This is a genomic window from Catellatospora sp. NPDC049111, assembly GCF_040648615.1.
Lineage (GTDB): Bacteria > Actinomycetota > Actinomycetes > Mycobacteriales > Micromonosporaceae > Catellatospora > Catellatospora aurea.
The window spans coordinates 134568-156721 of the sequence record NZ_JBEZEB010000007.1; the positions used below are offsets into that span (position 1 = coordinate 134568).

Consider the following 22154-nt stretch of genomic DNA (forward strand, 5'->3'; position numbering starts at 1 on the left):
GCTGAGCACGGCGGCCCCGTACAGGATCGGGTTGCCCGGGTGTGATCCTCGTCGCGACGGAAACAGGGCTGACCTGGGCGTTGTTTGCAAGATCGGAGGAACGGAGCCGCGTCATGCAACGGGAACGACTCGCTGAATTCCTCCGGACGAGGCGCGAGGCGCTGCAGCCGGAGGACGTGGGGCTGCCTCGGGGACGGCGGCGGCGCACCGGCGGGCTGCGCCGCGAGGAGGTGGCGGCGCTCAGCGGCATGTCGGCCGACTACTACAGCCGGATCGAGCAGCAGCGTGGGCCGCATCCGTCGGAGCAGATGCTCGCCGCGATCGCCCGTGGCCTGCGGCTGTCGCTGGAGGAGCGGGACCACCTGTTCCGCCTCGGCGGTCACCCGGTGCCGCAGCGGGTGCAGCGGACCGACCACATCAACCCGGGCATGATGCGCATCTTCGACGGGCTCGGTGACGCGGCCGCGCAGGTGGTGAGCGACCACGGTGAGACGCTCCGGCAGACCCGGCTCGCCGTGGCGCTGCTGGGCGACGAGACCGGCTACACCGGGCTCGCGCGCAGCCTGCACTACCGGTGGTTCACCGACCCGGCGGTGCGCGACCTCTACGACTCGGACGACCACCCGGTGCACAGCCGCCAGCTCACCGCGGACCTGCATCGGGTCTACACCCGCGACGGCGCGCGCTCGCGTGCGGGCACCGTGGCGGACGCCCTGCTGCGCAGCAGTGCGGAGTTCGCGGAACTCTGGCGCGAGCATCCCGTCCCCGGCCCGTACTGCGCTGCGAAGCGGATCCGGCACCCGCAGGTCGGCCTGATCGAGTTGCACTGCCAGACCCTGATCGATCCCGACCAGTCTCAGAAGCTGCTGGTCTACACCGCCGAGCCGGGCAGCGAGAGCTACGAGAAGCTGCAGTTCCTGTCGGTCACCGGCGGACTGCCCGCCTGAACCGCTCGGGAGCCGCGGTCGCCCGCCGCGCCGGGCCTGTTCGACGCTCGCAGGCCCCGACGGTCTTGCCTTCCCCGCGCCGTCGCGATTGGATCTCCATGCCGCGCTGATGGCCGCGTGGCACTGGCGTGAACGGGGGAAGGAACCTTGCCGCAGGCAGCTGTCGTGCCCTCCTTGATGAGGTGGGGGGTCGCACCGCACGCGGATCTCATCTACCGCTTGCTGGTCGCGTTCGGGCCTCGGACCGTGAACTACATAAGCCAGTCCCTGGATCTGAAGGCGCCGCAGGTGCGGGTCGCACTGGACGAACTGGCCGCGCTCGGGGCCGCGTCGCCGGACGGTCCGGCCGGCGGTGACGACCGCACCTGGACCGGCCATGACCCCGCCCAGGTCGTCGCCGTGCTGCGGGATCGGCATCAGCGCAGCACGCTGGCCCAACACCGCCTGCAGTTGCGGCTGACGCGGATCGCCCACCCGCCGGCGGTCGGTGACCTGAGCCGGCTGCCACGTGACGAGGTGCACCGGCTGGACGGGATGGTCCGCACCCGGGCGCGGCTGTCCACGGTGCTGCAGTCGGCGCACCACGAGACCCTGACCATGAATCCCGAGCCGGCGTTCAACACCGCCGAGCTCAAGGAGAGCTCCCAGCAGATGCGCAAGGTGTCAGGCCGGGGCGGTGTCACTCGGCTGATCCTCGGCATCCCGGCCTCGGCCGGGGACGATTCGGCCTGGTACTCGGCCGAGTCGCGGGCCCGCGGCGCCCGCTATCGCGAGTTGCCGACCATGCCGATGAAACTGTTCGTCTTCGACCGCCGGAGCGCCTTCATCGTGGTCGATCCGGCCGACCGCAGCAAGGGCTACTGGGAGATCACGGCGGCTCAGGCGGTGAGCGATCTGATCGCCATGTTCTACCAGCACTGGGAGATGTCCAGGCCGTCCCGAATGTGGATGCCGCCGAAAGGCCTCTCGCCGCGGGAGAGCGCCATCGTGGTGCTGCTGGCCGACGGCCATACCGACGCGGCCATCACCACGAGACTCGACCTGAGCATGCGGACGATCGCCTACACCGTGGCCGGCCTGATGGAGCGGTATCAGGTGACCAACCGCTTCCAGCTCGGGCTGCGGCTGGGCGCCGAAGCGGCACAGCAGGCCGCCGCCGCCTCCGTCTCGCCCCCCGACACCCCCCACCAGCCAACCCGCTGAGCGACGAGCGCACGGGTGTGGAAGGGCACCTTCCACAACGGATAGCGATGTGAAGGTGCCCTTCCTTTGGCTACTTCAGGGTGTGGAGCCAGGGGAGGAGGTGGTCGGAGAGTTCTTGGGGGTGTTCGAGTTGGGGGACGTGGCCGGAGTCGAGTTCGACGTAGGTCCAGTGGGGCAGGCGGGCGGCGACGGCTCGGGCGGAACCGATGGGGACGTGCCGGTCGTGCACGCCGTGGGCGAGCAGGACCGGCATGGGTAGTGACTCCATGGCGCGCCAGTAGGCGTCGGGGCGGGCCAGCAGGCGCAGCAGGGAGCGACTCGCGCCCAGGTAGGCCAGGTCGCGGCGCGGGTTGGCGGCGGTCATCTCCTCGTCGAGCGCGACCGCGTCGACGATGATCTGCTCGGGCACCCGGGACGCGTCGGCGCAGGTGAGGGCGAGGGTCTCCTCGATGCGCCGCCGGGCGGGCACGGTGGCCAGGCGGCGGCGCATGGCCCAGCCGGCGACACCCGGGATGAGGTTGACCAGGAACAGCCGCCGGATCTCCGGATCGATCTTGACTTTCGGGGCGAGCGGCACGCTCGGGTCGACCAGCGCCAGGCCGCGTACCGCGTCCGGGGCGGCCGCCGCGGTCAGCGTGGAGATCATGCCGCCCATCGAGTTGCCGACCAGCACCGCGGGCTCGCCGACGACCTCGGTCAGGTAGCGCCGCAGCAGTTCGGCGTTGGCGGTGACCGTGGTCGGCCCGGCCGCCGCGCCCGTGCGGCCGAACCCCGCCAGATCAAGAGCACTCACCCGGGCGTACGGGGTCAGCAGCGGCGCGAGCCGCGTCCAGTTCAGATGCGAGCCGCCCAACCCGTGCACCAGCACGACGGGCGGCGCGCCGGCAGGCCCGCCGAAGTCGACGTGGTGCACGGGTCCGCCGAGGTCGGCGTACGCACTCTTCAAGGTCAGCTCCGCTCCGCGCTGTACTTGCGCAGTTCCCGCTTGGCCAGCGAGGCCTTGTGCACCTCGTCGGGGCCGTCGGCCAGGCGCAGCGTACGCGCGGCGGCCCACATGTGCGCGAGCGGGAAGTCCTGGCTGACACCGCCGCCACCGTGCACCTGGATCGCCTTGTCGATCACCCAGCCGGCCATCTCCGGCACGACGATCTTGATCGCCTGGATCTCGGTGTGCGCGCCCTTGTTGCCGACGGTGTCCATCAGCCAGGCGGTCTTGAGCACCAGCAGGCGGGCCTGCTCGATGCGGACCCGGGCCTCGGCGATCCACTCGCCGACGACGCCCTGCGCCGACAGCGGCTTGCCGAACGCGACCCGCTCGGTGGCCCGCCGGCACATCAGCTCCAGGGCCCGCTCGGCCATGCCGATCAGCCGCATGCAGTGGTGGATGCGCCCCGGGCCGAGCCGCGCCTGCGCGATCGCGAAGCCTTCGCCCTCGCCCGCGATCAGGTTCGCGGCGGGCACGCGTACGTCGGCGAAGGTGATCTCGGCGTGGCCGCCGTGCCAGCCGTCGTCGTAGCCGAACACGTACATGCCGCGCTTGATCTCGATGCCGGGGGTGTCCCGGGGCACCAGGATCTGGCTCTGCTGGCGGTGCCGGTCGGCCGTCGGGTCGGTCTTGCCCATCACGATGAAGATCTCGCAGCGCGGGTTCATCGCGCCCGACGACCACCACTTGCGCCCGTTGATCACGTACGAGTCGCCGTCGCGCTCGATGCGGGTAGTGATGTTGGTGGCGTCGGAGGAGGCGACCTCGGGCTCGGTCATGCAGAACGCCGAGCGGATCTCCCCGGCGAGCAGCGGCTTGAGCCAGCGGTCCTGCTGCTCGGCGGTGCCGAACATGGTCAGCACCTCCATGTTGCCGGTGTCCGGGGCGTTGCAGTTGATCGACTCCGGGGCCAGATGCGGGCTGCGCCCGGTGATCTCCGCCAGCGGCGCGTACTGCAGGTTGCTCAGCCCCGCCCCGAGCGGGTGGTGCGGCAGGAACAGGTTCCACAGGCCGCGCTTGCGGGCCTCGGTCTTCAGCTCTTCCACGACCGGCGGCGTGGTCCACGGCGCGATCTCGCCGAGCTGGTGCTCGGCGACGGCCTCGGCCGGGTACACGTGCTGCTCCATGAAGTCGAGCAGCTCCGCGCGCAGCTGCTCGGTGCGCTCGTCGTACGAGAATTCCATGGTCTTACGCCTCCTGCAGCGTGCGGTGACCGAGCTTGATCAGATGCGGGACCATCGCGCCGACCCGGTCGAAGCCCTCGCCGACCGTCTGCCCGGCGAGGTACCGGTAGTGGATGCCTTCGAGGATCCCGACGAGCTTGTAGTGCGCGAACGCGACGTACCAGGGCAGCTCCGACAGGTCCGCGCCACGCCGGGCGGCGTAGCGGGCCGCCATCTGCGTCGCGGACGGGAAGACGCCCGTCGGGGGAGCCTCGCCGAACAGGCCGTCCATCACCGGTTCGGTCCACATGCGCCAGTAGCACAGGAACAGGCCCAGGTCGGCCAGCGGGTCGCCGATGGTGGCCATCTCCCAGTCGAGCACCGCGACGATCTGGTCGCCGGGCCCGACGATGCAGTTGTCGAGCCGGTAGTCGCCGTGCAGGATCGACACCTGCGCGGCCTGCGCGGGCATCCGCGCGACCAGGTCGTCGTGCAGCTCGGCCAGGCCGGGCAGCTCGCGGTTGTGCGAGTGCTGCAGCTGGGTGCTCCACCGACGCAGCTGCCGGGCCAGGTATCCCTCCGGCTTGCCGAAGTCGCCGAGCCCGACCGCGGCCGGGTCGACCGCGTGCAGGTCGGCGAGCACGTCCATCAGCGCCAGCGACAGCGAAGCGACGCGCTCGGCCCCCAGGGTCGCGGTCTGCCCCGCGGTACGCCACACCGTCCCGTCCACGTGCTCCATCACGTAGAACGGCGCCCCGATCACCTCGGGGTCCTCGCACAGCGCGACGGTGCCCGGCACCGGCACCCGGGTCCCGCCCAGCGCCGAGATCACCCGGTACTCCCGGGACATGTCGTGGGCGGTGGACAGCACGTGCCCGAGCGGTGGGCGGCGGACCACCCAGCGCTGCGCGTCGTCGGCGACCCGGTAGGTCAGATTGGACTTGCCGCCGGGGATCAGCTCCCCGGTCAGCTCCCCGCTGACCAGCCCGGGACGCACCCGGTCCAGGAAAGACCGCAGCGCCGACAGGTCCAGCCCTTTCGGGTCGGTCACGGTCGCACCACCAGGCGGCCGACGGTCTCGCCCGCGCCGAGGCGGGTCAGGCCGTCCACGGCTTCGTCGAGGCCGAGCACGCCGCCGATCAGCGGCTGCACGATCCCGTCGGCGGCCAGCCCGCACAGCGTCTCGTGCGCCTGCGCGACCAGCGCCGGATCGAGTTGCCGGTACAGGCCCCAGTGCACGCCCACGATCGAGTAGTTCTTCACCAGGGCGTGGTTGAGTCCCGGCGTCGGCACGGTGCCGCCCGCGAAGCCGACGACGAGGATGCGACCCTCGAACGCGACACACTTGGCCGAACCGGTGTACGCGTCGCCGCCCACCGGGTCGAAGACCACGTCCGCGCCACGGCCGCCGGTGGCCGCCTTCACCGCGGCGATGAAGTCCTGCTCGCGGCGGTCGATCACGAGGTCCGCGCCGAGCTTCGCGGCGACCTCGGCCTTGGCGGCCCCGCCGACGACCGCGATCACGGTCGCGCCCGCGGCCTTGCCGAGCTGGATCGCGGCACTGCCGACCCCGCCCGCGCCCGCGTGGATAAGCAGCGTCTCACCCGGCTGCAGCCGCGCCCGGCGGTGCAGGGAGAACCACCCCGTCTGGTACGCGATGTGCATCGCCGAAGCCTGCACGTCGTCCAGCGCGGCCGGGGCGGGGAACGCGTCCGCGGCCTCGACCAGCGCATACTCGGCCAGTGCGCCGAAGGGCAGCGCCGTGGTGCCGATGACCCGGTTGCCCTCGGCGAACCCGGCGACCTCGGCCCCGACCGCGACGACCTCACCGCACAGCTCCACGCCGGGCGTGAACGGCAGCGGCGGGCGCACCTGGTACTGCCCCCGGACCAGCAGCACGTCCGGGAAGTTCAGCGCGGACGCGCGCACGCGTACCAGCAGCTGGTTCGCGCCCGGGGTGGGAACCAGGGTCTCGACCAGGCTCATCACGTCGGCCGGCTCGCCGTTGGCGGCGGCCTGCCAGGCCCGCATCGTCGCGGCCATCAGAGGTACATCCGCGACACGGTCTCGGCGACGCAGACCGGCTTGTCGCCGCCCTCGCGCTCGATGGTCACCTGCGAGGTCAGCTGCACGCCGCCCTCGACGTCGTCGACCGACAGCAGCTTCACCGTCGCCCGCACCCGCGAGCCGACCGGCACCGGAGCGGGGAAGCGCACCTTGTTGGTGCCGTAGTTGACGCCCATCTTCACGCCCGGCACCCGCAGCGCGTCACCGGCCAGGAACGGGATCAGCGACAGCGTCAGGTAGCCGTGCGCGATGGTGGTGCCGAACGGGCCCGCGGCGGCCCGGGCCGGGTCGGTGTGGATCCACTGCAGGTCGCCGGTGGCCTCGGCGAACATGTCGACCCGCTTCTGATCGATCTCCAACCATTCGCTGGTGTTGACGACGGTGCCGACGGCGGCACGCACGTCGTCCAGGGAGGCGAAGGCCATGACATAACCCTTCCACGGTGAAGGCTGGCGAACTAAGTAAGCGCTTGCTTAGGATGCCGGTATGGAAGGGTGCTGTCAACGCTTCACCCCGAGCCGTGGAGGACCCCGATGAACACCGCCGCCGCCGACCTCGACGAGGTCGCGATGCTGGAGCGGGCCTGGCACGACGTCAGCCCGGCACCCGCCCGGCGGCTGCTCATCGCCGCCGTCCAGGCCTTCGCCGAACGCGGCTACCACGCCACCACCACCCGCGACATCGCCACCCGCGTCGGCATGAGCCCCGCCGGGGTGTACGTGCACTACCGCTCCAAGGAGGAGCTGCTGCACCGCATCTGCCTGGTCGGGCACCGGCACTCGCTGGTTGCCCTGCGCGCCGCCGCCGCCCGCAGCGACGACCCCGTGCAGCAGCTACGCGACGTCATCGGCGACTTCGCCGCCTGGCACGCCCTGTTCCACACCCCGGCCCGCGTCATCTCGTACGAGCTCAACGCCCTCGAACCGGGACACCTGACCGAGATCACGGCGCTGCGCCATGAGATGGACCTGGTGGTCCGGGCGACCCTGGAGCATGGGGTCGAGCAGGGCGTCTTCGACGTGCCCGACATCCCCGGCACCGGCCTGGCCCTGCTCTCCCTGACCGTCGACGTGGCCCGCTGGTACCGCACCTCCGGCCGCCGCGCCCCCGAGGACATCGGCGCCCTCTACGCCGACCTCGCCGTACGCATGGTCCAGGCCCGCTGACGCCGGCGGTCCCGTCCTCGCTGCTGCAAATCAGACGGTGGGGTGGTTTGCCGGGCCGAGTGGGCGGGCAGACAGGCGGCAGTGGATGTCATGCGCTAGGGAGGAATCATGACTGTCGCCGGAATCATCTCGGCTCTCATCGTTGGTCTGATCATCGGCGCGCTCGGCCGGCTGGTCGTGCCGGGCCGTCAGAGCCTGCCGATCTGGCTGACGATCGTGGTGGGCATCGTCGCCGCACTGATCGGCACCGCGCTCGCGCAGGCCGTGGGCGTGGCCGTCACCGATGGCGTCGACTGGATCGAGCTGCTCTTCCAGGTGGGTCTGGCCGCGCTGGGTGTCGCGCTGCTCGCCGGTGTCCGCGGTCGCAGCACCGTGTAAGGCACATCTGGGTGGACGCTGGGGCCGGGACGGCGATGTCCCGGCCCCAGCGTCGTGACGACCGAGTGCCGTCGAATCCTGCGGCGTCAGTCGCGGCTGGCGCGGCGGGAGGTGCGCTCGTGGTCGTCGGCGATCAGCACGGTGGCGACCAGGCCTGCGACGACGATGCTCAGGAACCAGGTGTCGTCGTCGGACAGCCACGCGGTGAACGGCGCATACGCTGCCATCAGCAGGAACGCGGCCCACATGCCGCGCCGCTGCGCGCGGCTCAGAAATCCAGTCATCGGAAAAGGGTGCCATCGTCGTATTACGAGCGCGAACACTCTTTCGGCTGATTCTGCCCCCGAACTGGTTTACCGCCCTGGCTCGACGGCAACAGACGGTGGCAACCCGGTCAGGCATCGATGGCCGGAACAGCCCCGGTGAACCCGCGGTGGCTCAGGGGCGCTCGGCGGCGAACACCGCCACGGGCGGCTCGTCGGCGTCGTAGCGGTCCGACAGTCCTTCGAACGTCATGCCGATCTTCTCCGCGACGCGGCGTGAAGCCACATGATCGGGATGTACGAGCGCGACCAGGCGGTGGACGCCGTTGCGCCAGGCGTGGTCCATCGCCCCGAGCGCGACCTCACCGGCGTATCCACGCCCCCAGTACGGCCGGGCGAAATGCCAGCCGATCTCGTGCTCTCCGGCGGCACCGTTCAGCGGGCGTACGTAGACGTCGCCGACGAACACGCCGTCGTGCGTCGTGACGGCCCAGAATCCGCAGCCCGGGCCGCGGTCGGCGACCGCCTGCCAGCGCGGGATGTCACCGACGATGATCGCGATGTCGGTGGGCGGCTCGTCGCCGGTGAAGCGGCAGACCTCAGGGTCGGACCACATGGCGAAGGCGTCGGCGGCGTCGACGGGGTCGAACGGCCGGACCAGAAGCCGCTCGGTGCGCAAGACAGTCGTGGACACCGGGGAAGAGTACGACCACCGCCGCCGGTGAAGTTCAGGCCGGCGGGTTCCCGGCGAGCCAGACCGATGCCCGGCGGGCCGAGGCGCGCGACAGCCACGCGTCCTGGACCAGCTCGGCCAGTTCCCGGCGGCTGATCTCGCCGATCCGGCAGGCCCGCAGCAGCACCGACGGGTGGCCGTTGAAGTGCGCGGTGGTGAAGTACGGCGAGGACTCGTCCTGGACCATCGCCTGCTTGTCGGCGTCCGAGCCGACCCAGAAGACGATCACGTCGGGGTAGCGCTCGCCGGTGTCGGGGTCGACGGCGTCGGGCCGTGGATTGCGGAAGAAGATGAACGACTTGCCGCCCACCTGGTAGACGGGGTTCTCGCCGGTCCCGTACTCGACGGTCACGTGCGGCATGGCCAGGGCCAGCTCGTGCACGTCGTCGACCCGGGCGGGCCGCTCGTCAGCGTCGGACACGCCCCTGAGCATATGCCGCGGCCTGTCGGTTGGACGGGCGCACGACCGCGACGACAGGATGGGAGGATGCGTTCTCGAACTGCCGGCATGTGGTGGGGCACCGCGATCGAAGCTCCCGACCCCGCGGCGCTGGCGCGGTTCTACGCCGGGCTGCTCGGCTGGCCCATCGTCCACGAGGAGCCGGGGACGACGGTGGTCGCGCCGCCACAGGGAGCCGTATATCTGGTGTTCCAGCAGGCCACCGACTACCGGGCACCGGTCTGGCCGCCGATCGAGGGTGCGCAGCGGCCGATGATGCACTTCGACTTCCAGGTCGGCGACCTCGACTCCGCGGTCGCCGACGCGCTCGCGCTGGGCGCCTCGCTCGGCGCGGCGTCGCCGCGGGCGAACCTACGGGTGCTGCTCGACCCGGCCGGGCATCCGTTCTGCCTCTGCCTTGATGAGGACTGACGGCGACAAGGGGGTAGGCGTGCACGGACGTAACGGCGGGGCTGTTGGCGGGTGGTGCGGATGCGTCAGTGGTCGACGTCCCCGTGGGCAGGCTCAGCCACCGCGCGTCGTCGGCGGCGCAGGACGAGCGCCCATCCGGCCGCGGTCAGCAGCAGTGCCGTGCCGAGCTGCCAGGGAAAGCCGACCAGCAGCGTGAGCCAGCTGCTGACCGGGTCCGTGCGCTGCCAGGTCGTCTCGACCGTGTGCCCGCCGCCCGGGCCGCCCGGATACATCGGCGGGGTCATCGGGGTGTAGACCAGGCCCACCGTGTCGCCGCCGAAGCGGTCGCCCAGCTCGCGGAACAGGGCAGCGCTCAACCGGGTGGTCTCGATCTGGACGCGGCCGTCCGCGCCCGTGTAGAGCGCGGTCCACCCACGGTACTCCGTGGCGATCAGTTCGTCCGTGATCGCGTCGAGCGCCGCGACGCGGGTGCCCGACGATGTCGGGCGCGCGTCGAGCAACGGGAGCGCCACCCCTGTCAGCGGCACGCCGGACCAGTGGCGCGGACCGAACCCGGCGGCAGCCGTCGACAGCACCAGCAACGGGGTCAGCACCGCCACACAGAGCGCGGCGAGAACGGCGTCGCGAACGCGAATCATGCACCGTAGACGCGCGCGACGGGGTCGGCGGTTGCCGATACGTGCTCGGGTCCGGTCAGGCCGCGTCGCGTTGCCCCTGCAGCCATTCGTCGAAGGTGGTCGGGGCGATCCGAGCGTTCTCGCCGGGCAGCAGCACCTCCCCGGCCATCTCGACCGTGAGGGCGGTCGACCAGGTGGGTACCAGTTTCACGGTGCGCCCGCGCGCCTCGTTGGTGCGCCGGGCCATGTCCACGAGGTCCTGCGGTTCAGGTCCGGCGACGTCCCGGTGCCGGCCCTGGGGCTCGTCGACGGCGACCTCGGCGAGCACGTCGGCGATGTCGGCGGGGGCGATCGGCTGCATCAGCAGCGGCGGGACCGGCGCGACCCCGTCCTTCTCGGTCCAGCCCACGACCGTCGCGGCGAAGTCGTGGAACTGCGTGGCCGGGACGATCGTCCACGGCACCGGCCCGGCTTCGACGAGGCGTTCCTGCTCGCGTTTGCCGGCGTAGTGCGCGTTGCCCTCGATGCGGCCGACGCCGACGATCGAGAGCAGGACGTGGTGGCGGACCCCGGCGCGCTGCTCGGCCGCGAGCAGGTTGCCGGTGGCCGTGTGGAAGAAGTCCACCGTCTCGGTGCGGTCCCGCGCCGGGCCGTTGGTGGCGTCGATGACGGCCTCGACGCCGGTCAGCGCGTCGTCCAGGCCTTCGCCGGTCGACAGGTCCACACCGAGCGAGCGGCTGATCCGGACCACGTCGTGGCCTGCGCGCTCCAGCGCGGCGGCGGTGAGCGAGCCGATGTTCCCGGTGGCCCCGGCGACGGCGATGCGCATGGCGTCCGGTCCTCACCTCGTCGGAGACCTCATGGACATGGGTCATCGTATGACGGTGCGCTCGCCACGTCCGGGATTCGCCCGCAGCAGCACGCCACCGGTCTGCGGCCCCGGTGACGCGCTGCTGGGGTGGCGAGGTGCTCGGGGGGATCAGGTGAGGGCGAAGCTGTCGATGTCGAAGAGGCTGCCGGTGCCGGTGAAGACGAGGTACAGCGGTCCTGAGCCGGTGCCGATGCTGGTGGTGATGTCGGTGTAGTTGCCCCAGGCGCCGGTGTTGGCGACGGTGGCCGACCCGAGCAGTGGGCCGGTGGCGGAGCCGGTGCGGATCTGGAGGGTGCCGCCGTTTCCGCCGGAGGAGACGCGGGCGGTGAAGCCGGTCTTGCCTGCGGGGTTGACGCCGGAGAACCCGATCCAATCGCCATTCTCGATGTAGCCGACCCGGTTGCCGCCGTGCGCGTTGGCGTCGGCGACGATCTGCACCCCGGACTGCGAGGTGTACGACTCCGCCTCGACGCGCGTCGCCGGCGGCGCGGTGCCGGTCAGTGCGAAGCTGTCGACGTCGAAGAGGCTGCCGGTGCCGGTGAAGACGAGGTACAGCGGTCCTGAGCCGGTGCCGATGCTGGTGGTGATGTCGGTGTAGTTGCCCCAGCCGCCGGTGTTGGCGACGGTGGCCGACCCGAGCAGTGGGCCGGTGGCGGAGCCGGTGCGGATCTGGAGGGTGCCGCCGTTTCCGCCGGAGGAGACGCGGGCGGTGAAGCCGGTCTTGCCTGCGGGGTTGACGCCGGAGAACCCGATCCAGTCGCCGTTCTCGATGTAGCCGACGCGGTTGCCGCCGTGGGCGTTGGCATCGGCGACGATCTGCACCCCCGACTGTGAGGTGTAGGACTCGGCCTCGATGCGGCCGGTCGCGGGCGGGGTCGTCCAGGGGACCTGGGGTGAGCGGTAGAAGTTGATGTTCTGAGCTGTCCAGCGGGGGCCCTGCGCGCCCAGGCGGGTCTTGAAGGTGTCCCAGTTGCGGGCCGACTGCGGCGACCAGGCCAGCTCGGCGAGGGCGGGCAGGCGCGGGAAGGCCATGTATTCGATGTCGGCGAGCTTGGTGATGGTCTCGCTCCACAGCGGCGCTTCCACGCCGAGGACGGCGCCGCCCGGCACGCCGGGCAGCAGCGTGGCGGGGTCCCAGTTGTAGGCGGTCTGCACCTCGATCAGGCCGGCCCAGGTGAGGCCGAGCGGGGTCTGGTTGGTGTACTTCATGTCGAGGTACGCCTTGTTGGCGGGCGACATCACGACCTTGGCGCCCTTGCTCACCGCGGCGCTGAGGTCGGCGTCGGAGGTGCTGGTGCCCCAGTACTGGGCGATCCGGCCGGGGGAGTGGTCGGCCTGGCCCACCTGGTGCCAGCCCATGACGGTCTTGCCGAGGGCGCCGACGTACGGCTGGACGCGGTTCATGAAGGTGCGGTAGTCGGCGTCGGAGGTGCTGTTGGCCTCGTCGCCGCCGAGGTGCAGGTAGGGGCCGGGGGTGAGGGCGGCCAGTTCGGTGAGGACCTGCTGCACGAAGGTGTAGGTGACCTCCTTGCCGACGCACAGCGAGCTGAACCCGACGCTGGTGCCGGTGTACAGCGGCGGGGCGGTGTCGTTGCAGTTGAGTTCGGCGTACGAGGCCTGGGCGGCGTTGACGTGCCCGGGCATGTCGATCTCCGGGACGATGGTGATGTGGCGGGCGGCGGCGTAGTTGACGAGGTCGGTGTACTGCGCCTTGGTGTAGTAGCCGCCCGCGCCGCCGCCGACCTGGGTGCTGCCGCCGACGGTGGCCAGGCGCGGCCAGGCGTCGATGACGATGCGCCAGCCCTGGTCGTCGGACAGGTGCAGGTGCAGCGTATTGATCTTGTATTGGCTGATCTCGTCGAGATACCTCTTGACGACGTCGACGCCGAAGAAGTGCCGTGACACGTCGAGCATCGCTCCGCGGTAGCCGTAGCGCGGGTAGTCGATGATCCTGCCGCCGGCGACCTCCCACGGTCCGGGCTGGACGGTGCGCGCCTCGACGGCGGCGGGCAGCAGCTGCCGCAGCGTCTGCGCGCCGTGGAACAGCCCCGCGCCGGTCTGCGCCCGGATGGTGATCAGCGCCGCGGTCACGTCCAGTTGGTAGCCCTCGCTGCCGACGCTGGGGTCGGCGCCGGTCAGCAGCAGCGCGATGCCGCTGGTGGGGGTGCCGCTGGTGGTGGTGACGGGCAGCGCGTACCCGGTGGAGGGGCGCAGGAGGTCGGCGAGGTGGGTGCCGACGGCGGTGGCGGCCGGCGAGCCCGTCGGGGTCTGGATCGTGGCGGCGGCCGGCAGCGTGTAGGTGACGCCCGTGGCGGGCTGCACCGACACCGGTGCGGGCACGACGCTCTGGAGGCTCAGGGCGGCGGCGTGGGCCGCGGGGGCCTGGATGATGCCGACGAGCCCGGAGGCGGCGGCGACGGCGGAGACGAGCAGGACTTGCCGGACGCGACGATGCACGACACCCTCCAACGGAACGGTAAAGTTACCTTCCAGTTAGACGGCAGGCTATGTCTGGCGGTCGGCGCTGTCAAGCAACGGCTGCGATGTCCGGATCGGCCGGTCGCACCTCGGCGACCTGACCGGACCTACCGGGCGATCGGTGATGTCTGACCGCAGTTCACCGGCTGGGGCCGCCCGGCCTGGCTGATCGAATAGCCTGGTCGTGGGAGGTTCAGATGCGCCGGATCGTGCTGGTGGTGGTCCTGGCGTGGTTGGCCGCCGGGGTGATGGCGGGGGCGCGACGCGACTACTTCACCGGCGGCGCCGCCGACTGCGACCAGGTCTCGACGATCGCGGCCACGATCCTGGCCGGCCCGTTCAACTACACGGGCGCGGATCCGACCGTCAGCTGCCAGGGTGCGGGTGGTGGCTGACGGCCGGTCAATGCTCGCGTAGCAGCCGACCGCACCCGGTGACCTGGTCGGACAGCCCGTGCTCGCGCAGCGCGTGCCACAGCGTGGCCGCGTTGATGGCGATCACGGGTTTGTTCAGCTCGGCTTCGAGCCGGTCGGCCTGGGCGACGAAGGACAGGTTCGTGCCGACCTGGACCACCGCGTCGACGTCGGGCCCGTCGAGCGAGGCCACGACCTCGTCCAGCCGCTGCGCCGGCACTCGGGCGATGTCCATGGCGGTGGGGCAGCGCAGCCCGGTGACCGCGGTGACGTCGAAGCCCGCCTCGGTGAAGAACCGGCCGACCTCCTTGTCGGCGATCGGCTGGTACGGCGAGAAGACCGCGATCCGGCGGCAGCCCAGCTCGGTCAGCGCGGCCCGGCACGAGCTCGCCCCGGTGGTGACCGGCAGCCCGCTGCGCTCCCGCAGGCGCTGCTCGAAGGCGGCGTTTCCGGCCACGCCGCCCCAGAACGTCTCGGCCGACATGCCCATCACGAGCCGGTCGGGTTCGGCGGTGAGCACGTCGCGCACAGCGGTGTCGATCGACGCGCGGATCTGGACCAGCAGCGCCTGGAAGTCCTCGTCGCCGCCCATGACGGGGTTGGGGATGTGCATGGAACCGGCCCGGTAGGCGATCCCGCCGATCCCGGCGGTCCAGTAGTCGTGTTCGACGACGGTGTTGGTGCTCGGCACGATCACCCCGAAGACCGCCCGGGGGCCCACGTTGTTGGTCATGCGCGGGCCAGCCGGGTGGCGAGCTCGTCGACGGTGCGGTGCGCCCGGGTGCGGGCCGTCGGCCGGTCCAGCAGCAAGGCGTCGACCAGCAGTGGGGACACGATCGCGGCGACCGCGTCGTCGCGCTGGGCGGTGGCGACGCCGGCGGCGCGCAGCACGTCGTGGAACGGGGCCAGCAGGTCGCCGACGTAGCGGTGGCGCAGCTCGGCCTCGGCCGCGGCGGTCAGGGCCTGCAGCAGTGCCGCGACGGGCCGGTCGCGCAAGCGGTTGCACAGCAGGTCGACCTCGGCGTGCAGGTCGTGGGCCAGGTCGCCGGTGCGTTCGGCCGGCCCGAGCGGCGCCACGTCGATGAGGGCGGCGAGCACGTCGTGCGGTGTCGGCCAGTGCCGGTAGATGGTCGAGCGGGACACCCCGGTGACCGTGTGCAGCCGCTGCGGGGTCAGCGCGGTGGCTCCTTCGGCCAGCAGCAGTTGGAGCGCCGCGGTCAGCACGACCGTGGCCGTCTCCGTGGCCGGCCCCGCGGGGCGTCCGGTTCGTGTCATGGTCTTAACGATACACCTTGTCTCGGAAACAGGTAACCGCTACATTCCGTACTGGAAACAGTCCGGGAAGGGAGACCACGGTGCGGCCCCACGTAGAACTCATCGACGAACGCGACCTGATCTGGCACATCGCCGAGTTCCAGCACGCGCAGGGCGCTGCCGAGCAGCGCAACCTCAGCTACGACGAGGAGGACGGCTCGGCGTCGCTGAAGGTCAGGTTCACCGGCGACTGGTCCCGGCCGGCCGGGGTGCACCGCGCCGACACCGAGTGGTACGTCCTGTCGGGACAGGTGACCATCGGCGACACCGTGCTCGGGCCCGAGGGTTACTGGACCGCGCCCGCGGGCGTGCTGACCCCGCCGCTGGCCGTCGCCGCGGGCACCGAGATCCTGCTGTTCCGCGAGCACGGCGACTGGAGCTTCGAGCCCGCGGACAGCTCGCTCGACACGGTCCGCGCCGACCAGGAGCTGATCGTCCTGGACACCGCGCAGATGCCGTGGATCGACGTCAAGGACGGCAGCCCGATGCGCTTCGACCTCGGCGGCACGCCCGTGCCCGGCCTCTACATCAAACTCCTGCACCGCGACGCGAAGACCGGCTTCTACACGCGCCTCATCAAGGCCAAGCCCGGCTGGCGCGAGGTGCCGATGGCCCACCACCCGTGCAGCGAGGAGGCGTACTGCCTGGACGGCGGGTTCGACTACAACTACGGCAAGATGTGGCCCGGCGCCTACTTCTGGCGGCCGCCGCTGATCCGCCACGGCGACTTCACCGCCGACGCCGAGACCGGCTGCACGTGGATCGTGCGCTCCGACAGCGACCTCGTCGACTGGTACACCGACAACGCCCGCGTGGTGATGCAGGGCGACGCCACGAACTGGGGTGACGGCTACCCGCACAGCGCCGCACCCCGCTTCGTCGAGCCCGTGCGCTCGCGCTCCATCGGACGGTGGGCCGACCCGAGCTACCAGTGACCGCGGCCGCCGGGTCGCTCCACAGTGATCACGAATGAGGCATTGACGTTTCGTTCTATGATCCACTGTCGGCGCGACCCGGACGGAGGCATGTAGGTGATCGATGCGGTGTTCTTCGACGTCGGCGGAACGATCCTCGACGAGTCATACGAGTTCCACATGTGGGCGGACTGGCTCGGCGTGCCACGGCACACGCTGTCGGCGGTGCTGGGCGCGGTGATCGCCCGAGGGCTGGACTATCAGGAGACGTTCCGGGCCTTCCGGCCCGACTTCGACATCGTGGCCGAACGCGAACTCCGCGCGGCCGCCGGCGTGCCCGAGTCGTTCGGCGAAGAGGACCTCTACCCCGACACGCGGTCGTGCCTGGCCGCATTGAAGGAGCAGGGCCTGCTCGTGGGGCTGGCGGGCAACCAGCCGGCGCACGCCGAGGCCCTCCTGCACGATCTCGGTCTGCCCGTGGACGTGATCGGCACATCGGAGGGCTGGGGTGTGGCGAAACCGTCACCGGCCTTCTTCGAGCACGTCGTACGCGCGGGCGGCGGTGACGCCTCCACGATCCTGTACATCGGCGACCGGCCCGACAACGACGTGCGCCCGGCCCTGGCCGTGGGCCTGAAGACCTGCCTGATCCGGCGCGGCCCGTGGGGGCACATCCTCGACCTGCCGGCCGTGGCCGAGCAGGCCCTGTTCCGCATCGATGCGCTGGACGAGCTTCCGGGCCTGGTCGCGAAGCACAACGCGGCGCACGGATAGGCGGCCGGCGGTGCGCCGAAAGTGGGACCGGCCGGCTGCGCGGTAACCGGGATCGGGGTGCGCTCGTTGCGATCACACGTGACCCCTGAAATCGGACAGCCCTTGAGCGGTCGTTACGCCGTCCCAGCCGTCCCGGCGTACCTCGACGCGTGCGACACGGTCGAGTTGAAGGCGGTGCTGACCGAGGCGGAGGGCCGGGCGGCCGCCCGCTCGCTGGGCTTCGACCTCGCCGACGCGTCGAACAGGCACGTCTACTACCTGGACACGCCCGCTCTGGCGCTGGAGGCGGCCGGGGTGATCGTCCGGATCCGCCGGACGGGTGACGCCGGAGCCGACACGACGGTGCGCATCCGCCCGGCCGATCCGGCCGCGCTCGATCCGGAACTGCGCCGCCGCAAGGGCTTCAACGTGGAGCTCGACATGGCCTCCCACGGATTCGTCTGCTCGGCGTCGCTGAAGACGCGGCTCGCCGGGGCTACCGTCGCCGCTGCCGTGTCGGGGCGTACCCCACCGGGCGGGCTGTTCACGCCCCGGCAGCGGCGGCTGTTCCAGGCGTACGCGCCGTGCGGGGTGAGCCTGGACGGGCTGTCGCTGTTCGGCCCCGTACGCGTGCGGCGGCTGGCCGGCACGGCGCGAGGCTGGCAGCAGCCGCTGGCGCTGCAGCTGTGGGAGTTCCCGGCCGAGCCGGTCCTGGAGCTGTCGAGCAAGGTCGCCGCCTCGGACGCGGCGACGGCGGTGGCGCGCTGGCCGACCTTCCTGGACCTGCACCGGGTGATCCCGAGGCTCTTCCGGCACACGAAGTCGCAGACGGCGCTGCGCGTGTCGGCGTCGCGGCCCGCCTACGGCTGAGCGGCGACGGCCGCGCCGGTGCGGTGTGCATGATCAACCGAAAGTGGGGGAGACGGGCCGACCGGTGACCGGGCAGAATGCGCCGGTGCCCTCCGTCTCCGTACGCCGCTCGAAGCGCCTCACCCCGCTGCCCGCCCTCGGTCCGCTCTACCTCGTCCTGGTCGTGATCTGCGGGGTGCTGGTCGTCGAGGCGCTCGCCGCCGGCCGCTATGCCGAACCGAGGCTGATCCCGCTACTGATCATCTTCGGCGCTGCCTACGCGGGCACGCGCCAGGGCATCTACCTGGTGGGCGACCAGCTGGTGCTGCGGCTCGGGCTGGGCAGTTCGGTCATCGCCCTGAACCGGGTGCGCGAGTTCACCCTGCGCGCGGAGCCCGGCAAGGCCGGTAGGCGGCTGCTCTGGGTGGAGCTGCTGGACGGCACCCAGGTTCCCACCAGCGTCGGCGTCAGCCGCAACCTGTTCAGCCCCGTGGTCAGGATGCCGTTCGAGAAGCTGGTCGCGCTGGTGGAGCAGCTCGACACGCACCGTAGACAGGCGAGCTGAGCAACTGACGTAACCGAACAGGGCCGGACGCGCATCGCGTCCGGCCCTGTTCGCTGCGTCCGGTGGGGAACCGCCCGCCTGCCCGGAAGCAAATCTTAGATGACAATCTATGAAGATATCTTTCCATTGAGTCGCATCATTGGTTGAATAGCTTCGCTCGGCCGCCAGTGGTCGAGTGGGGCACGGCATGTTCCATCGACGTTCGTTCCTGCCGGTGCCTCGGTTCCGCTTCACCGACCGAGGAAGGAAGGAAGGAATGAGGATCACCAAGATCACCCGTGGGCTCGGCGCCACCCTCGCCGCGCTCATGGTCACGGTCTTGCCCGGCCCCGCGGTGCCGGCGCAGGCGCTGGCCGCGGAGACCTTCACCATCGTGATGCTGCCGGACACCCAGTACGCCTCCGAGTACTGGCCGGAGGTGTTCCGGGCGCAGATGCAGTGGGTGGCCGCCCAGCAGACCGCCCGGAACATCAAGTACGTGCTGCACGTCGGCGACGTGATCGACAACTCCGACCAGCTCGCCCAGTGGACCAACAGCAAGAGCGCGATGGGCCTGCCCACCGACGACGTGCCGTACATCATCGGGCCGGGCAACCACGACCTGGACCCGGGCACCGCCTCGACGACCCGCACCACGACCCGGTACAACACCCACTACCCGCGGTCGACCTTCACCCCGCTGCCGTCGTTCGGCGGGACCTACCCCGCCACCGCGAACGACAACACCTACCACACGTTCAGCGCCGGCGGCGTGGACTGGCTGGTCGTGGCGATGAAGTACGCGCCCAGCGCCGCCGAGATCACCTGGGCGAACTCGGTGGTGGCCGCGCACCCGAACCACAACTCCATCCTGGTCACCCACGCCTACCAGAACGGCGTCACCAAGGACAGCAACGGCAACAACCTGTGGACCAACCTGGTCAGCAAGCAGAAGAACTTCCGGTTCACCTTCTCCGGCCACTACGTCAACGCCGGGGTGATCACGCAGGCGGGGGTGAACGGCAACACCGTCCACCAGATCCAGGCCGACTATCAGAACTCCTCGCAGCGCGACCCCAACAGCTTCCTGCGCATCATGACGTTCGATCCGAACAACAAGACCCTGGACGTCAAGACGTACTCGCCGTTCCTCAACACGTACAAGACCGACGCGGCGAACCAGTTCGTGCTCAGCAACATCAACCTGATCCCGCCGGCGTGGAGCACCGTCGTCGACAACACGACCGCGGGCCGGTTCACCGCGAGCGCGAACTGGGGGACGTCGACCTACTCGACGCAGCGGTACGGCGCGGACTACCGCTTCGCTGACCCCCTGTCCGTCAGCGATCCCGCCTGGTACAAGGTGAACATCCCGGAGACGGGCACCTACCAGGTCGCGGTCTGGTACTCGGCGAACTCGGGCTACAACGACGCGGCGCCGTACATCGTCGTGACGCCGAGCGGAAACCAGACCGTCCACGTCAACCAGCGCGCCAACGGCGGCAAATGGGTGTCCCTGGGCAACTTCACCCTGTCCGCCGGTGACGAGAACAAGGTGGGCGTCAGCCGCTGGACGGCGGGGACGGGATACGTCATCGCCGACGCCGTGAAGGTCACCCGCATCAGCTGAGTCAAGCGCAGTTCCGTGTGCGGAGGTGCGGCCGTCGTGCCGTGCCTCCGCACTCCCGCCGACCGCGTGCGCCACCAACCGCCCGGAGTGTGTCTCGTGATCCCCGCTCTCCTGCTCGGCGCGGCCCTCGCCGCCCACCCGCTGACCCCGTTCTCGGTCGACCAGCGCGTCGAGGTGACGCTGCGCCCGGACCGCGTCGACGTCGTCGCCGTTCTCGAGGTCGGCGAGGTGGCGGCCAAGCAGCTCACGCCCGACTGCGCCACCTTCGCCGCCGCCCTCGACGCCCGCGCCGGATCGGCGCCGCTGCCGTGGGCCGTGCAATCCAGCGAGTTGAAGCGGCTGGGCGCGGCAGGCGTCGAAACCATCCGGCTCACCTGCCGGCTCTCGGCCACGACCGAGGTCGGCCCCTCGGCGACCGTCGCGGTGACGAACCGGTACCTGACCGACCGGGTCGGCGCCAACCAGATCGTCATGGCCGGCGACGGCGTCGCCCTGCCGGCCACCCTGCCGCCGTACGAGCGCTCGGCGGAGCTGACCCTGCGGCCCGGAACCGAGGCGAGCCCGTCGGCGGCTGCCGCCGCGCCCCAGAAGGGCTGGCTGGAACGCGGCGAGGCCTGGCTGGCCGGTGTGCTCGGCGACCCGTCCCCGGGCGTGCTGCTGCTGGCCGTGTTGATGGCGGCGCTGCTGGGTGCGGCGCACGCGGCGCTTCCCGGTCACGGCAAGACCGTGATGGCGCTGTACATGGCCGGACGGCAGGGGAGGCGGCGCGACGCGGTCATCGTCGGCGGCACCGTCACGCTCACCCATACCGCCGGTGTACTGGTCCTCGGCATCGCCACCACCGTTTTCGCCGGCCTGGCCGCAGAGTCGGTGCTCCAGTGGCTCGGCGTGGCCAGCGGCATCGTGATCACCGCCGTGGGAGCGGGCATCCTCGTCAACGCTCTGCGCCACCGGCACGCCCATCACCATCACGGGCCGGGCCACCACCACGATCACGAGCACGGCCACAGCCACGGTCACCACCATCATCACCACCACGAGGAACGCCGCGGCAGCCTCGCCGCCCTCGGGATCGCCGGCGGTCTCGTGCCCAGCCCCACGGCACTGGTGGTGCTGCTCGGCGCGGCGGCGCTCGGCCGCCTCTGGCTGGGCATCGTCCTGATCGTCGTCTACGGCCTGGGCATGGCGGGGATGCTGACCGCCGCGGGGCTGTTGCTGCTGCGCGTACGTGATCGCTGGACCTGGCTCGGCCGGCTCACCGTGCCGGCGGAAGCGACGGCCTCAGTGATCATCGTGATGGGGTTCGGCCTGGCCGCCCGCGCCGCGTTCGCCTTCTGAGCATGTCGTGTTCCGACTCGAACCCCGCCCCGCCCGGCTCACCGGGCGGCCAGAAAGGACCTGCCATGCGACCGGTAACGGTACGTCTGCTCGGCATCGCGGCCACGACGATGGCTCTGGTGGGAGTGACTGGCTGCGGCCAGCTGCCACCCGCCGCGGCACCACTGCCGCCGGGCGCGACGGTGTCCGCCGGCACCGCATCGACGGGCCCCGAGCCGTCCACCACAGCGGGAGCCGCCGCCGGGCCCACCGCACCTGCCGGGTCGCCCGCGCCCGCCGGAACGCCCGCCTCGAAAAGCCTCCCGGCCTGCGATGCCGTGCTGAAGGCCCGCCAGACCGCCGTCGCCGCGATCGCTCCCGTGGCAGTGGTCCTCGCTCAGCCCGGACGGCCCCACGAAGTGCTCGCCAAGGCGACGAACGATCTGAACACGGCCTACACCGCCATGCATGTCGGGGTGGCCGGCGCGGCCGAACTCACCGCTGACCCGAAGCTCAAGGCGAAGATCTCCGCGTATCAGCTGGCGGTGGAGCAGGCGATCGTCGCCGTCGAAGGATCCGACGGCGATCAGGCGAAGCTGGCCGCCGTGATCGAGCTGCCCGCGACGCGCAGCGCCGAGAAAGCAGTCGTGGCCGCCTGCGCCTGACCGTCATACCGCG

General features: G+C 71.1%; 26 protein-coding genes. 13 read left to right on the top strand and 13 right to left on the bottom strand.

The genetic code is table 11. From position 1 onward, the window contains the following. Positions 1–113 precede the first annotated feature (113 nt). Complete coding sequence (locus AB0B66_RS12975) at positions 114–947, top strand: helix-turn-helix transcriptional regulator (RefSeq protein WP_360527586.1); 834 nt, start codon at positions 114–116, stop codon at positions 945–947. A 288-nt stretch (positions 948–1235) separates the two neighbouring features. Then, positions 1236–2150 carry a helix-turn-helix transcriptional regulator gene (locus AB0B66_RS12980; protein WP_360527589.1) on the top strand — a complete coding sequence of 305 codons (915 nt, stop codon included), beginning with the start codon at positions 1236–1238 and terminating at the stop codon, positions 2148–2150. 70 nt (positions 2151–2220) lie between these two features. On the opposite strand, the gene AB0B66_RS12985 is transcribed toward AB0B66_RS12980, so the two are convergent. From AB0B66_RS12985 to AB0B66_RS13005, 5 genes are read right to left on the bottom strand one after another with little or no spacing between them, the layout of a single operon-like run. Further along, entirely contained in the window at positions 2221–3096 is an 876-nt protein-coding gene (locus tag AB0B66_RS12985; RefSeq protein WP_360527592.1) for an alpha/beta fold hydrolase, read from the bottom strand. 2 nt (positions 3097–3098) lie between these two features. Next, the gene (locus tag AB0B66_RS12990; RefSeq protein ID WP_360527595.1) at positions 3099–4319 is read right to left on the bottom strand and encodes an acyl-CoA dehydrogenase family protein; all 1221 of its coding nucleotides are present in this window, start codon (positions 4317–4319) and stop codon (positions 3099–3101) included. A gap of 4 nt (positions 4320–4323) precedes the next feature. Beyond that, the gene (locus AB0B66_RS12995; protein ID WP_360527597.1) at positions 4324–5349 is read right to left on the bottom strand and encodes a phosphotransferase family protein; all 1026 of its coding nucleotides are present in this window, start codon (positions 5347–5349) and stop codon (positions 4324–4326) included. After that, entirely contained in the window at positions 5346–6341 is a 996-nt protein-coding gene (locus AB0B66_RS13000; protein ID WP_360527600.1) for an NADPH:quinone oxidoreductase family protein, read from the bottom strand. The genes AB0B66_RS12995 and AB0B66_RS13000 overlap by 4 nt, the downstream gene beginning before the upstream one ends. Beyond that, complete coding sequence (locus AB0B66_RS13005; protein ID WP_360527603.1) at positions 6341–6790, bottom strand: MaoC family dehydratase; 450 nt, start codon at positions 6788–6790, stop codon at positions 6341–6343. Before AB0B66_RS13005 ends, AB0B66_RS13000 begins: the two co-directional genes overlap by 1 nt. A gap of 108 nt (positions 6791–6898) precedes the next feature. Here AB0B66_RS13005 and AB0B66_RS13010 point away from each other — a divergent pair, with 108 nt between their 5' ends. After that, complete coding sequence (locus tag AB0B66_RS13010; protein ID WP_360527606.1) at positions 6899–7531, top strand: TetR/AcrR family transcriptional regulator; 633 nt, start codon at positions 6899–6901, stop codon at positions 7529–7531. 108 nt (positions 7532–7639) lie between these two features. After that, positions 7640–7909 carry a GlsB/YeaQ/YmgE family stress response membrane protein gene (locus AB0B66_RS13015; protein WP_360527609.1) on the top strand — a complete coding sequence of 90 codons (270 nt, stop codon included), beginning with the start codon at positions 7640–7642 and terminating at the stop codon, positions 7907–7909. An 86-nt stretch (positions 7910–7995) separates the two neighbouring features. On the opposite strand, the gene AB0B66_RS13020 is transcribed toward AB0B66_RS13015, so the two are convergent. The 3 genes from AB0B66_RS13020 to AB0B66_RS13030 all read right to left on the bottom strand — a co-directional run bounded on the left by AB0B66_RS13020 (position 7996) and on the right by AB0B66_RS13030 (position 9326). Next, the gene (locus AB0B66_RS13020; RefSeq protein ID WP_360527612.1) at positions 7996–8193 is read right to left on the bottom strand and encodes a hypothetical protein; all 198 of its coding nucleotides are present in this window, start codon (positions 8191–8193) and stop codon (positions 7996–7998) included. Between the two features lie 154 nt (positions 8194–8347). Further along, on the bottom strand, positions 8348–8866 hold the full coding sequence (locus AB0B66_RS13025) for a GNAT family N-acetyltransferase (protein ID WP_360527615.1): 519 nt from the start codon (positions 8864–8866) through the stop codon (positions 8348–8350). A gap of 34 nt (positions 8867–8900) precedes the next feature. Then, positions 8901–9326: an MmcQ/YjbR family DNA-binding protein gene (locus AB0B66_RS13030; RefSeq protein WP_360527617.1), complete on the bottom strand. Its 426-nt coding sequence runs from the start codon at positions 9324–9326 to the stop codon at positions 8901–8903. A 66-nt stretch (positions 9327–9392) separates the two neighbouring features. On the opposite strand from AB0B66_RS13030, the gene AB0B66_RS13035 reads away from it, so the two are divergent. Continuing rightward, on the top strand, positions 9393–9776 hold the full coding sequence (locus AB0B66_RS13035) for a VOC family protein (protein WP_360527620.1): 384 nt from the start codon (positions 9393–9395) through the stop codon (positions 9774–9776). A gap of 65 nt (positions 9777–9841) precedes the next feature. Here AB0B66_RS13035 and AB0B66_RS13040 read toward each other — a convergent pair whose 3' ends face one another. The 3 genes from AB0B66_RS13040 to AB0B66_RS13050 form a co-directional block, all read right to left on the bottom strand. Then, positions 9842–10414 carry a hypothetical protein gene (locus AB0B66_RS13040; protein ID WP_360527623.1) on the bottom strand — a complete coding sequence of 191 codons (573 nt, stop codon included), beginning with the start codon at positions 10412–10414 and terminating at the stop codon, positions 9842–9844. 55 nt (positions 10415–10469) lie between these two features. Continuing rightward, positions 10470–11222 carry an NAD(P)H-binding protein gene (locus AB0B66_RS13045; protein ID WP_360527626.1) on the bottom strand — a complete coding sequence of 251 codons (753 nt, stop codon included), beginning with the start codon at positions 11220–11222 and terminating at the stop codon, positions 10470–10472. 150 nt (positions 11223–11372) lie between these two features. Then, complete coding sequence (locus AB0B66_RS13050; RefSeq protein ID WP_360527629.1) at positions 11373–13721, bottom strand: family 20 glycosylhydrolase; 2349 nt, start codon at positions 13719–13721, stop codon at positions 11373–11375. Positions 13722–13939: 218 nt separating this feature from the next. Here AB0B66_RS13050 and AB0B66_RS13055 point away from each other — a divergent pair, with 218 nt between their 5' ends. Continuing rightward, positions 13940–14137 (top strand): hypothetical protein, encoded by a 198-nt coding sequence (locus tag AB0B66_RS13055; RefSeq protein WP_360527632.1) that lies wholly within the window; start codon positions 13940–13942, stop codon positions 14135–14137. A 7-nt stretch (positions 14138–14144) separates the two neighbouring features. On the opposite strand, the gene AB0B66_RS13060 is transcribed toward AB0B66_RS13055, so the two are convergent. Together AB0B66_RS13060 and AB0B66_RS13065 are read right to left on the bottom strand one after the other, a co-directional pair. Beyond that, positions 14145–14888: an arylmalonate decarboxylase gene (locus AB0B66_RS13060; protein WP_360527635.1), complete on the bottom strand. Its 744-nt coding sequence runs from the start codon at positions 14886–14888 to the stop codon at positions 14145–14147. Beyond that, complete coding sequence (locus AB0B66_RS13065) at positions 14885–15430, bottom strand: TetR/AcrR family transcriptional regulator (RefSeq protein WP_360527638.1); 546 nt, start codon at positions 15428–15430, stop codon at positions 14885–14887. Before AB0B66_RS13065 ends, AB0B66_RS13060 begins: the two co-directional genes overlap by 4 nt. Before the next feature lie 80 nt (positions 15431–15510). Between AB0B66_RS13065 and AB0B66_RS13070 the strand changes: the two genes are divergently transcribed. The 7 genes from AB0B66_RS13070 to AB0B66_RS13100 all read left to right on the top strand — a co-directional run bounded on the left by AB0B66_RS13070 (position 15511) and on the right by AB0B66_RS13100 (position 22141). Beyond that, the gene (locus AB0B66_RS13070) at positions 15511–16404 is read left to right on the top strand and encodes a DUF4437 domain-containing protein (RefSeq protein WP_360527641.1); all 894 of its coding nucleotides are present in this window, start codon (positions 15511–15513) and stop codon (positions 16402–16404) included. 96 nt (positions 16405–16500) lie between these two features. After that, positions 16501–17157, top strand: a complete 657-nt coding sequence (locus AB0B66_RS13075) for an HAD family hydrolase (protein WP_360527644.1) — start codon at positions 16501–16503, stop codon at positions 17155–17157. A 102-nt stretch (positions 17158–17259) separates the two neighbouring features. Continuing rightward, positions 17260–18006, top strand: coding sequence for a hypothetical protein (locus AB0B66_RS13080; RefSeq protein ID WP_360527647.1), 747 nt, complete (start codon positions 17260–17262; stop codon positions 18004–18006). Positions 18007–18091: 85 nt separating this feature from the next. After that, entirely contained in the window at positions 18092–18550 is a 459-nt protein-coding gene (locus AB0B66_RS13085) for a hypothetical protein (protein ID WP_360527650.1), read from the top strand. Between the two features lie 256 nt (positions 18551–18806). Next, complete coding sequence (locus AB0B66_RS13090; protein ID WP_360527653.1) at positions 18807–20159, top strand: metallophosphoesterase; 1353 nt, start codon at positions 18807–18809, stop codon at positions 20157–20159. A gap of 96 nt (positions 20160–20255) precedes the next feature. Continuing rightward, complete coding sequence (locus AB0B66_RS13095) at positions 20256–21497, top strand: sulfite exporter TauE/SafE family protein (RefSeq protein ID WP_360527656.1); 1242 nt, start codon at positions 20256–20258, stop codon at positions 21495–21497. 182 nt (positions 21498–21679) lie between these two features. Next, entirely contained in the window at positions 21680–22141 is a 462-nt protein-coding gene (locus AB0B66_RS13100) for a hypothetical protein (RefSeq protein ID WP_360527659.1), read from the top strand. The last annotated feature ends 13 nt before the right edge of the window (positions 22142–22154 follow it).